The sequence below is a fragment of the Knoellia sp. 3-2P3 genome, from assembly GCF_029223115.1.
Classification (GTDB): Bacteria; Actinomycetota; Actinomycetes; order Actinomycetales; family Dermatophilaceae; genus Pedococcus_A.
Genome location: NZ_JARGZE010000005.1, coordinates 223,914 through 233,954 on the forward strand (window position 1 = coordinate 223,914; position 10,041 = coordinate 233,954).

A 10,041-nucleotide genomic window follows, 5' to 3' on the forward strand; every position below is an offset into this window, starting at 1 on the left:
CGCGTCTCAGTTTCAGCGGAGGCGCCGGGCCATCTCCGGGCTCGGCGCCTCCGCCGTTCCCGGGTGGAAGATCCCGGCGAGGGCCTCGACGCCGTCGACCAGCCGGGGCCCGGGGCGCGCGAACGACGCGTTCGCGTCCACGGCCCAGACCGGTATGCCGTGAGGCAGGTGTCCGTCGTCGATCGCCTTCTGCGCCAACGCTGTTGCGCCTTCGAGGTGGTAGCCGCAGGGGGCTGCGACGATGACGTCGGGGGCGCTCTGGTGCACAGCCGCCCAGGTGGTGCGCGCGGACTTCTCACCCGGCACACCCAAGGCGTTGACGCCGCCGGCAGCGGTCACCATCTCGGGCACCCAGTGGCCGGGGGCGAACGGCGGGTCGGTCCACTCGAGCACGAGCGCACGCGGCATACGTTGCCCGGCAACGTTTTTCGCGACACGACTGAGCCGCTGCCGCAGGTCGGCGACGATCTCGTCAGCCCGGTCGCGGGTGCCGGTGGCGTCGCCGAGCGTGGTGATCGAGGCCAGCACCTCCTCGAGGGTGTGCGGGTCGATCGTGAGCACCTCGGCGCGGCAGCCGAGGTAGTCGAGGGCGTCGTCGACCTTGCTCACGTCGACGGCGCAGACTGCGCAGAGGTCCTGGGTGACGACGAGGTCGGCGTCGAGCTCGGCGAGTGCCCCGGCGTCGAGGTGGTAGAGGTCCTCACCCGCGTGCAGGGCCTGGGTGACGAAGGCGTCGATCTCGTGCGGGCTCAGGCCCTGTGGGATGGCGGTCGTCGAGACGATGCGGCGGGTGCGCGCCTCGGCCGGGTGGTCGCACTCGAACGTCACCCCGACGACCTGGTCCCCGGCGCCGAGCGCGAACAGGATTTCCGTGGTCGAGGGCAGGAGGGACACTGTGCGCATGGAGCTGACCCTACGGGAGCTCGACGAGGGCGACGAGGGCGTGCTGCAGGCGCTGCTCGAGTCTGATCCCGGCTACAGCGAGCGGGTCACCGGCTACCCGCCAGGACCCTCGGACGCCCTCAGCCTGCTGATGATGCGCCCGGAGTCGGTGCCAGAGTCGCACAAGGTCGTGCTCGGCCTGTTCGAGCGCGACGAGCTGGTGGCGGTGGTCGACCTGCTGCGCGGGTACCCGACCCCCGAGTACGTGTTCGTCGGCCTGCTCCTGGTGGCGGGCACCCGGCAGGGGCAGGGTGTCGGTGCGGCGGCCATGGCCGCCGCCGAGAGGTATGCCGGGCAGTGGCCGGAGGTGCGCCGGTTCCGGCTCGCCGTGGTCGACACCAACGCCCCGGTGCTGGGGTTCTGGCTGCGGCTGGGGTTCGAGGCGACGGGGGAGACGAGGCCGTACCGGTACGACCACCTCGAGTCGACCACCCGGCTCTACGAGAGGGACCTGCGGGCCTGACCCGGCATCCGTCGGCGGCTTACGCTCGATCGCATGGACCCGTACGAGTCCCTGGTCGAGAGGCAGATCCGGGAGGCGCAGGAGCGCGGCGAGTTCGACAACCTGCCCGGAGCCGGGAAGCCGTTGAGGGGCCTGGACTCGGACGACCCGGACTGGTGGGTCAAGCAGCTGGTGCAGCGCGAGGGCCTCGACATGACAGACGCGATGCCGCCGGCCCTCGCGCTCCGTAAGGAAGCCGCAGGGTTCCCGCACTCGTTGCTCGACCTGAGCGCCGAGGAGTCGGTGCGGGCGGTGCTCGAGGACTTCAACCGCCGGGTCAGGCTCGACCGCCTGCGGCCGGTTGTCGGCCCGTTCCCGCCCGTGCTTGTCAAGACCGTCGACGTGGACGAGCTCGTGGCGCAGTGGCAGGTCCTGCGGGCGCAGCACAGACACCAGCAGGATGCGGAGGAGCAGTCCCCACGGTTGGCGCCGGGGACGAGGGCCCTTCCTGCCCATCCGTCCTTGGCCCGGTACGACTCCGAGCCGTGGTGGCGGCGGCTCATCGACCTGGTGCGTGGACGCTGACTCCTCGATCCACATTGGGCTGCCAGACCCCTCCTCTAGTGTTGGACACATGTTCGAACCGGTGTCTGGTGAGGGGTCGCTGACCACAGCGCCCCTGCCGAAGGCGCCGTCCCTCACCACCGCGGACCTGGCTGCGTTCCTCGAGAGGTTGCCCACGCTCGACACCGCCGTGTCGGACGCCGAGCGGGTCGACCAGCTCGGCCTGTTGGAGGCGGTCAAGCACGCCTGCGCCGGCGCCCAGGCCACCGTGGCGGTGGCCTTCGACGCCTCACAGCGCGAGGTGCAGGCCGCGGCCGGGGTCCCGGCCCGGGAACGCGGTCGAGGGGTGGCCGCCCAGGTGGCCCTGGCCCGGCGCGAGTCCCCGGCACGAGGCTCGCGACACCTCGGGCTCGCCAGGGCGCTGGCGGCCGAGCTGCCCCACACCGGGGAGCACCTGCGCCACGGGCGGGTCAGCGAGTGGCGGGCCACCATCGTGGCCCGCGAGACCGCCTGCCTGTCCGCCGGGGACCGCACCGCGGTGGATGCCGCGCTCGCGCCGGAGCTGCCCACCCTGTCCGACCGGCAGGTCGAGTCCCGGGCCAAGGCCCTGGCCGTGCGCTTCGACGCCGCCGCGGTGGTCCAGCGGGCCGCCAAGGCCCGCGCCGACCGGCGCGTGTCGCTGCGCCCGGCCCCGGACACCATGACCTACCTGACCGCGCTGCTGCCGGTCGAGCAGGGCGTGGCCGCCTACGCCGCCCTGCACGCCGCGGTCGGCGCCGCCCGCGCCACCGGTGACGGCGCCGCACCGGACCCGCGCGGAGCCGGGCAGGTCATGGCCGACACCCTCGTCGAACGCCTCACCGGCCAGGCCACCGCCGCCGCGGTGCCCCTCGAGGTCCAGCTCGTCCTGCCGGCCGAGACCCTGCTCGGCGGAGACGAACCGGCCACCCTGCCCGGCGAGCACCCGGTGCCGGCCGCGTTCGCCCGCCGCCTCCTGACCGACACCGCCGACTGCGCGGACTCCTGCAGCGACGCGGGGGCCGCGCTGACCCTGCGACGCCTGTTCACCACCCCCACCGGCGACCAGCTCGTCGCGATGGACTCCCGGCGCCGCGTCTTCGACGGCCAGCTGCGCCGGTTCCTCACCCTGCGCGACCAGAGCTGCCGCACCCCGTGGTGCGACGCCCCGATCCGGCACGCCGACCACGTGGTCCCCGACCGGGCCGGCGGCCCCACCAGCGCCCCCAACGGTCAGGGCCTGTGCGCGGCGTGCAACCACGCCAAGGAGGCCCCGGGCTGGTCCGCGGTCGCCACCGCCCCCGGTCCGACCGCCGCCGACCCGCACGCACCACCACACCGGGTCCGCACCACCACCCCCACCGGACACACCTACGACTCCACCGCCCCGCCCCTCCTGCCCGCACGGGGCGACCCCCGCCGGGCGCACCTCTGGCGAGACAACGTCATCACGATCACCTGGGCGGAGCGTCACCGGCTGCCCGACCTGCTCGACAGCGCCTGACCGCGAACCGCCCGCTCTAGCGAAGGGGCAGGAACATCAGGTGCAGGCCGACCTTGCCGTGCCGGCGCGACTCGAACGCTCCCGGCACGGTGGCCAGCACCTCGAACCCCAGGCTCTTCCAGAGCGCGACCGCCGCCGTGTTGGTCTCGACGACGGCGTTGAACTGGATGCCGTCGTAGCCCTGCTCGCGGTGCCAGGCGACGACGTGCTCGCCGAGGGCACGTCCGACGCCGCGCCCCTGGGTGTCGGGCGAGACCATGAAGCTGGCCGTGCCGATGTGGGCACCCTGACTCGGCCGGTTGGGGCCCATCTTGGCGGTGCCCAACACGCCGCCGTCGTCGTCGACTGCCACGACGGTCCGCCCCGGCGGGCGCTCGAACCACCATGCCCTGACGCCCTGGTCGTCGAGGTCCTCGGGGAAGGCATAGCTCTCCCCGTCCGCGACGATGTCGCGGAAGAACGGGGCGATGGAAGGCAGGTCAGCGTCAGTGGCCTCGCGGATCAGCACGCCGCGACGCTAGACAGTCCCAGCCGCAGCCGGCAACCGAGAAACCGGCCGGGGAGCCGGCCTCAGGCGACCACGTGGCGCAACGAGAAGCCGCGCGAGACCACCTGGTCCAGCCGTCGACCGAGCACCGTGCCGACAGAGAAGTGCTCCGCGATGCGGGTGACCACGCCCACGACCTCGTCGAGGAACTCGTCGACCTCTGCCTCGCTCATCCGCGAGTTGATCCAGCCCTGGCCGGTCAGGCCGGACCGGTACGCCTCCCGAACCTCGGTCTCAGAGAGGCCCACGTCTGCGACCACGGCAGTGGTCGTTGCTCGAGCGGAGTTGAGTCCGCTGAACCCGCGCCCACAACCGCAGCCGCCGTCGGGGTCGTTCCGGTCGGTCGCGCACACCAATCCCAGGTAGACCAGCTCACCCGGCACACCCGCCGTGTAGTCACCTGCGACGTCGCCGTTGGTGGCCGTCGTGGCCCGTAGAACTCTCATGACTTACCTCCTTCTCGGTCACGTTAGGAAGGAGGTCTGACAGGTCGGATTCACGACGAGCCGGAGCCGGCGCGGTCGTTCAGCCCCTGCGCACCTCGGCGATGATCTCGCCGTCGTCGACCTCGCCGGTCGGCACGAACCCGAGCGAGGCGTACAGCGCTGCGGCCGCAGCGTTGTCGGGGTGGTAGGTCAGCCGGGTCACCCAGTGGTCCGGCTGGTCGCGGAACCAGTCGACCAGGGTCTGCGTCACGGCCCGGCCGAGTCCGTGCCCCTGGTGGGAACGGTCGATGACCAGCCCGCCGATCCAGTGCGAACCGTCGTCGTCGAGGCCCCACATCACGTGGCCGACCACGTCCTCGTCGGCGTAGATGCCGAGCGAGGTCCACGGCCCGCCCCGCTCGGTCATGAGCATGTACCGCCCCGCCAGGGCGTAGACGAAGCCCCGTTGGTCGTCGGTTGGCGCCACGTCGGCCACCGCGCGCCAGTCGTCACCGATCGGGCGCAGGGTGACGACGCGTCCGAGCTTGTCGCTGAGTCCGGAGCTGATCACACCCGGACCCTACGGTGCGGGCCGCCGGGACTCAGGCGTGGGCGACTCAGGCGCTGGGCGGCAGGATGTCCTGCTGCGACGGCACCTCGTCCTGCTTGAGCAGGCCCACGGGGCAGGTCATCCCGTTGGGTCCGTGGTTGCAGTAGCCGCCGGGGTTCTTGTGCAGGTACTGCTGGTGGTAGTCCTCGGCCCAGTAGAACGTCCCGGCGTCCTTCGCCGACCTCAGCTCGGTGGTGATGGTGCCGAACCCGTTGTCGGTCAACACCTTTTGGAACGCGTCACGCGTGGCACGGGCGGCCCGCTCCTGCTCGTCCGTCGTCCAGTAGATCGCCGAGCGGTAGGCGGTGCCGATGTCGTTGCCCTGCCGGTTGCCCTGGGTGGGGTCGTGGTTCTCCCAGAACTCCTTGAGCAGCAGCTCGGGCGTCGTCTGCGTGGGGTCGTAGGCCACGAGCACCGTCTCGGCGTGCCCGGTCATGCCCGTGCAGGTCTCCTCGTAGGTCGGGTTCGGCGTGAACCCGCCCATGTAGCCGGCCGCCGTCGTCACGACGCCGGGCTGCCGCCAGAAGATCCGCTCGGCGCCCCAGAAGCACCCCATCGCGACGTACAGCACCTCGGTGCCCTCCGGCCACGGCCCCTCGAGCGGGGTGCCGAGCACCTCGTGCCGGGCGGGCACGGCATACGGCCTGCTGGAGCGGCCCTTCAGGGCCGTCTCGGCGGTGGGCATGGTGGTCTTCGCTCGCGATCCGAACAGCACCCATCCATTGGAACACGCGAGGCTACGGTGCGCCCATGCCCCTTGCCGCCCGTCGCCTCCCGCGGCGCGTGATCCAGCTGTATGCCGGCCTGCTCGTCTTCGCGTTCGGCGAGGCCCTCATCGTGCGCGCCTCCCTGGGGGTCATCCCCTGGGACGTGCTGCACCAGGGCCTGGTGCAGCAGTTCGGCCTCACCATCGGCCAGTGGTCGATCATCATCGGCGCCGTCGTGCTGCTGCTGTGGATTCCGCTGCGCGAGCGACCGGGGCTCGGCACCGTCAGCAACGTCATCGTCATCGGTGCCGCCCTCGACGTGTTCCTCGGACTGCTGGCGGCGCCGGGCTCGCTCTGGGTGCGCGCGCTGTTCCTCGTCACCGGCATCCTCATCAACGGCGTGGCCACCGCGGCCTACATCGGCGCCCGCCTCGGTCCCGGCCCGCGCGACGGCCTGATGACCGGTCTGGTGCGCACCCGCGGCTGGTCGGTGCGGGTGGTGCGCACCGGCATCGAGGTCGCGGTCGTCGTCATCGGCTGGCTGCTCGGGGGCAACCTCGGCGTCGGCACCGTGCTCTTCGCGCTCGCGATCGGGCCGGTGGTGCACGTGGCCCTCCCGCTGTTGACCGTGCCCGAGGCGCCGGTGCCCCCGGACGAGCCCTTGCCGGACTCGCCCCTGTAGTCAGGCAGGATTCGGCGCATGGTCACCCTCGTGCCGGTCAGCGGCCTCGACGACTCCCAGTGCGACCTCTTCACGAGGTGGGCCGAGGTGTATGCCGCGTCCGGTCGCGCCGTGCTCGGGGACGAGCACACCGCCTGGGGCGCTGACGAGCTCCGCGAGCTGGAGCGCAGCCCGCACCGCCGCATGACCGCCGCCGCCGCGGTGCAGCCGGACGGCGAGGTCGTCGGCGCGGTGCTCGTGGTGCTGCGCACCCGGGAGAACCCTCGCGTCGCCTTCCTGTCGCTGGCGGTGCACCCCGACCACCGCCGCCGCGGAGTGGGCAGCGAGCTGCTCGGCTGGGCTGAGGCTCGTGCCGTCGAGCAGGGGCGCAGCGTCTTCATCGCCGAGACCGAGTGGCCGGCTGGGGGCACGGACGCCTTCGGTGAGACCTTCGCGCCCGGGCGGGGCTACGCGCCGGCCCAGCACGTCCTGCGCAGCACCCTGCGGCTGCCCGTGGACGAGGTGACCCTCTCGGCCGTCGCGGCAGACGACGGCGACGCAAACACTCCTGACCACGCGCTCGAGACCAGCGTGGACGGCATACCGGACTCGTGGCTGGAGGACCGGGCGGAACTGCAGCGCCGGATGAGCACCGACGCGCCGCTCGGTGACCTGCAGCTCGAGGAGGAGGACTGGGACGCCGAGCGGATGCGGGGCGAGTACGACGTGCTCGCCTCCATGGGCCGTCGCGTCGTGGAGACCGTGGCCCGGCACCTCCCGTCCGGCCGGCTCGTCGGCTACACCCAGGTGCAGGTCTCGCCGGAGACGCCGACGCTGGGCTACCAGCAGGACACCCTCGTGGTGCGCGAGCACCGCGGCCACGTGCTGGGCCTGCGGCTCAAGGCGGCCAACACCCTCGCGGTGATGGAGCACCTGCCGGAGCTGACCGCCATCCGCACGTGGAACGCCGAGGACAACGCCCACATGCTCGCGGTCAACCAGCGGCTCGGCTACGCGGTCGACGCCCACAGACGCGAGTGGCAGAAGGTGCTGGGCTGAAGGGCGAGAGGCTGCCGTTAGCCTTGCCCGCATGAGCGAGCAGCAGAGCGGGCAGGGCGGTTTCTCGACCAGGGCGATCCACGCCGGGCAGGAGCCGGATGCCAGCACCGGCGCCGTGATCACGCCGATCTACCAGGTGTCGACCTACAAGCAGGACGGCATCGGCGGCTTCCGCGGCGGCTACGAGTACAGCCGCTCGGCCAACCCGACCCGCACCGCGCTCGAGGAGTGCTTCGCCGCGCTCGAGGGCGGCGCCCGCGGCTTCGCGTTCGCCTCCGGGCTCGCCGGGCAGGACACCCTGCTCCGCGCCCTGCTCCAGCCGGGGGAGCACGTCGTCGTGCCCTCCGACGCCTACGGCGGCACCTACCGCCTCTTCAACAAGGTGCTCGTGCCGTGGGGCGTCGAGCACACGATCGCTCCCATGGGTGACGTCGACGCCGTGCGCGCCGCGATCCGCCCGGGCCAGACCAAGATGCTGTGGGTCGAGACGCCGACCAACCCGCTGCTCGGCATCGCCGACATCGAGGCGCTCGCCGCCATCGCCCACGAGGCCGGCGCCCTGCTCGTCGTCGACAACACCTTCGCCTCCGCCTACCTCCAGCAGCCGCTCGCGCTCGGCGCCGACATCGTCTGCCACTCGACGACGAAGTACTCCGGCGGCCACAGCGACGTCGTCGGCGGCGCGGTCGTGGTCGGCCACGACATCTCCGTACCCGGCTTCGAGGACGCGGCGGATCGCGTTGCCTTCCACCAGAACTCGATGGGCGCCGTCGCCGGACCGTTCGACGCCTGGCTCGTGCTGCGCGGTCTGAAGACGCTGGCCGTGCGCATGGAGCGGCACTGCGACAACGCCGAGAAGGTCGTCGAGTTCCTGCAGGGCCACCCGGCCGTCAGTGCAGTGCACTACCCGGGCCTGCCGAGCCACCCCGGCCACGAGGTCGCCAAGAAGCAGATGAAGCGCTTCGGCGGCATGATCTCGTTCCAGCTCAAGGCAGGCGAGGACGTCGCGGTCAAGGTCTGCGCCGAGACCCAGGTGTGGACCCTGGGCGAGTCGCTCGGCGGCGTCGAGTCGCTCATCGAGCACCCCGCGCGCATGACCCACGCGTCGGTCCGCGGCACCGAGCTCGAGGTGCCCGCCGACCTCATCCGCCTCTCGGTCGGCATCGAGGACGTCGACGACCTCATCGCCGACCTCTCCCAGGCCCTCGACCGGCTGGCCTGAACCACGATGGCGCGCCTCCTCTGCGTCGACTTCGGCTCGACCTTCACCAAGGCCGCGCTCGTCGACGCCGCGCAGGGGCAGCTGCTCGCCACCCGCGAGGTGCCGACCACGATCGGCACGGACGTCCTCGATGGCTACCGGGCCATCCGGGAGTCCCTGGCGGCCGAGGCGCTGCCGGAGCCTGACGACGTGCTGGCCTGTTCCAGCGCCGGCGGCGGGCTGCGGCTGGCCGTGGTCGGCTACGAGCGGGAGGTCACGGCGCAGGCCGGCTACCGCGTGGGCCTGAGCGCCGGCGCCAAGGTCGTCCACGTCGCGTCCGGACGGCTGTCGGGACCCGACGTGCACGACCTGCGCGCGGCCCGGCCCGACATCGTGCTGCTCGTCGGCGGCACCGACGGCGGCAACGCCGACGTGCTGCTGCACAACGCCGAGCGCCTCGCCCACATGCGCGTCGCGGCCCCCATCGTGGTGGCCGGCAACGCCGACGCCGCCGACCAGGTGGCCGCCGTGCTGGCCTCCACCGGGCGGCGCTTCGAGGTGACCGACAACGTGCTGCCGCAGATCGGGGTCATCGCCCCGAAGGGCGCCCGTGCCGCGATCCGCGCCGCCTTCCTCCACCACGTCATCGGCGGCAAGCACCTGTCGAGGGGCACCGAGTTCGTCGACATGGTGCGGGCCGCCACGCCCGACGCCGTGCTCGCCGGGGTGCAGGTGCTCGCGGACTCGGTCGAGGGCGACGTGCTGGTCATCGACGTCGGCGGAGCCACCAGCGACGTCTACTCCGCGCTGCAGCCGCAGGGCGAGGACGCCGGCCTCGCCAAGGACGTCGTCGCCCCCCTGTGGCAGTCGCGCACCGTCGAGGCCGACCTCGGGATGCGGTGGAGCGCCGAGGGTGTGCTCGAGGCAGCCCAGCGCGAGGCGCTGCCGGTCTCCGACGGGCTGTTCGGGTATGCCGCGCGCGTGGCCCGCGAGACGGCCCACCTCCCAGCCGATGCGGCCGAGCGGGCCCTCGACCTCGAGCTCGCCCGGCTCGCCGCGGTGGTCGCCGTCCGGCGCCACGCCCGGCCGGCCTCCCCGGGGGCCAGCCCCCGCCCCCTGGCCGACGTCGCCCACGTCATCGGCTCGGGCGGTGTGCTGCGGCACGCCGAGGACGACGAGCAGCGCGCGGTGCTGCGCGCCGTGACCGGCGACCATGCGGGCGGGTGGCGGGTGCCCCGGGAGGCGCGGGTGGCGACCGACACGGCATACCTGCTCTTCGCCGTCGGGCTGCTGGCCGAGGAGCACCCGGACGCGGCTCGCTCGCTGGCCGAGCGCGTTGTCGGCGCGGAGTCCTAGGTTGG

12 protein-coding genes are annotated in these 10,041 nt (G+C 72.7%); 7 read left to right on the forward strand and 5 right to left on the reverse strand.

Going from position 1 to position 10,041, the window contains the following annotated elements:
• Window positions 1-12: 12 nt before the first annotated feature.
• Window positions 13-903 carry a cobalamin-binding protein gene (locus tag P0Y31_RS15560; protein WP_275870997.1) on the reverse strand — a complete coding sequence of 297 codons (891 nt, stop codon included), beginning with the start codon at window positions 901-903 and terminating at the stop codon, window positions 13-15.
• On the opposite strand from P0Y31_RS15560, the gene P0Y31_RS15565 reads away from it, so the two are divergent.
• From P0Y31_RS15565 to P0Y31_RS15575, 3 genes are read left to right on the forward strand one after another with little or no spacing between them, the layout of a single operon-like run.
• The gene (locus P0Y31_RS15565; protein ID WP_275870999.1) at window positions 902-1,405 is read left to right on the forward strand and encodes a GNAT family N-acetyltransferase; all 504 of its coding nucleotides are present in this window, start codon (window positions 902-904) and stop codon (window positions 1,403-1,405) included. The genes P0Y31_RS15560 and P0Y31_RS15565 overlap by 2 nt on opposite strands.
• 33 nt (window positions 1,406-1,438) lie before the next feature.
• A complete protein-coding gene (locus tag P0Y31_RS15570) occupies window positions 1,439-1,969 on the forward strand; it encodes a DUF1992 domain-containing protein (protein WP_275871001.1) in 531 nt (176 codons plus the stop codon).
• Window positions 1,970-2,018: 49 nt separating this feature from the next.
• Window positions 2,019-3,470 carry an HNH endonuclease signature motif containing protein gene (locus P0Y31_RS15575; RefSeq protein WP_275871003.1) on the forward strand — a complete coding sequence of 484 codons (1,452 nt, stop codon included), beginning with the start codon at window positions 2,019-2,021 and terminating at the stop codon, window positions 3,468-3,470.
• A 16-nt stretch (window positions 3,471-3,486) separates the two neighbouring features.
• On the opposite strand, the gene P0Y31_RS15580 is transcribed toward P0Y31_RS15575, so the two are convergent.
• The 4 genes from P0Y31_RS15580 to msrA form a co-directional block, all read right to left on the reverse strand.
• Window positions 3,487-3,978, reverse strand: coding sequence for a GNAT family N-acetyltransferase (locus P0Y31_RS15580; RefSeq protein WP_275871005.1), 492 nt, complete (start codon window positions 3,976-3,978; stop codon window positions 3,487-3,489).
• Window positions 3,979-4,040: 62 nt separating this feature from the next.
• Window positions 4,041-4,463, reverse strand: coding sequence for a hypothetical protein (locus P0Y31_RS15585; protein WP_275871007.1), 423 nt, complete (start codon window positions 4,461-4,463; stop codon window positions 4,041-4,043).
• Between the two features lie 79 nt (window positions 4,464-4,542).
• Entirely contained in the window at window positions 4,543-5,013 is a 471-nt protein-coding gene (locus P0Y31_RS15590) for a GNAT family N-acetyltransferase (RefSeq protein ID WP_275871009.1), read from the reverse strand.
• Window positions 5,014-5,059: 46 nt separating this feature from the next.
• Window positions 5,060-5,737 carry a peptide-methionine (S)-S-oxide reductase MsrA gene (msrA, locus tag P0Y31_RS15595; protein ID WP_275871010.1) on the reverse strand — a complete coding sequence of 226 codons (678 nt, stop codon included), beginning with the start codon at window positions 5,735-5,737 and terminating at the stop codon, window positions 5,060-5,062.
• Window positions 5,738-5,802: 65 nt separating this feature from the next.
• Between msrA and P0Y31_RS15600 the strand changes: the two genes are divergently transcribed.
• Genes P0Y31_RS15600 through P0Y31_RS15615 form a run of 4 tightly spaced genes read left to right on the forward strand, consistent with a single transcriptional unit; the run spans window position 5,803 to window position 10,036 of the window.
• Window positions 5,803-6,441: a hypothetical protein gene (locus tag P0Y31_RS15600; RefSeq protein ID WP_275871012.1), complete on the forward strand. Its 639-nt coding sequence runs from the start codon at window positions 5,803-5,805 to the stop codon at window positions 6,439-6,441.
• Between the two features lie 18 nt (window positions 6,442-6,459).
• Window positions 6,460-7,479, forward strand: a complete 1,020-nt coding sequence (locus tag P0Y31_RS15605; RefSeq protein WP_275871014.1) for a GNAT family N-acetyltransferase — start codon at window positions 6,460-6,462, stop codon at window positions 7,477-7,479.
• Between the two features lie 31 nt (window positions 7,480-7,510).
• A complete protein-coding gene (locus P0Y31_RS15610) occupies window positions 7,511-8,701 on the forward strand; it encodes a cystathionine gamma-synthase (RefSeq protein ID WP_275871016.1) in 1,191 nt (396 codons plus the stop codon).
• A gap of 6 nt (window positions 8,702-8,707) precedes the next feature.
• Entirely contained in the window at window positions 8,708-10,036 is a 1,329-nt protein-coding gene (locus P0Y31_RS15615; protein WP_275871019.1) for a glutamate mutase L, read from the forward strand.
• Window positions 10,037-10,041: the final 5 nt, after the last annotated feature.

What these genes read in the sequence shown, in the direction of transcription:
- P0Y31_RS15565 (WP_275870999.1), top strand. Translation starts at nt 902, where the DNA reads ATGGAGCTGACCCTACGGGAGCTCGACGAGGGCGACGAGGGCGTGCTG.
- P0Y31_RS15560 (WP_275870997.1), bottom strand. Translation starts at nt 903, where the DNA reads ATGCGCACAGTGTCCCTCCTGCCCTCGACCACGGAAATCCTGTTCGCG.
- P0Y31_RS15570 (WP_275871001.1), top strand. Translation starts at nt 1,439, where the DNA reads ATGGACCCGTACGAGTCCCTGGTCGAGAGGCAGATCCGGGAGGCGCAG.
- P0Y31_RS15575 (WP_275871003.1), top strand. Translation starts at nt 2,019, where the DNA reads ATGTTCGAACCGGTGTCTGGTGAGGGGTCGCTGACCACAGCGCCCCTG.
- P0Y31_RS15585 (WP_275871007.1), bottom strand. Translation starts at nt 4,463, where the DNA reads ATGAGAGTTCTACGGGCCACGACGGCCACCAACGGCGACGTCGCAGGT.
- msrA (WP_275871010.1), bottom strand. Translation starts at nt 5,737, where the DNA reads ATGCCCACCGCCGAGACGGCCCTGAAGGGCCGCTCCAGCAGGCCGTAT.
- P0Y31_RS15600 (WP_275871012.1), top strand. Translation starts at nt 5,803, where the DNA reads ATGCCCCTTGCCGCCCGTCGCCTCCCGCGGCGCGTGATCCAGCTGTAT.
- P0Y31_RS15605 (WP_275871014.1), top strand. Translation starts at nt 6,460, where the DNA reads ATGGTCACCCTCGTGCCGGTCAGCGGCCTCGACGACTCCCAGTGCGAC.
- P0Y31_RS15610 (WP_275871016.1), top strand. Translation starts at nt 7,511, where the DNA reads ATGAGCGAGCAGCAGAGCGGGCAGGGCGGTTTCTCGACCAGGGCGATC.
- P0Y31_RS15615 (WP_275871019.1), top strand. Translation starts at nt 8,708, where the DNA reads ATGGCGCGCCTCCTCTGCGTCGACTTCGGCTCGACCTTCACCAAGGCC.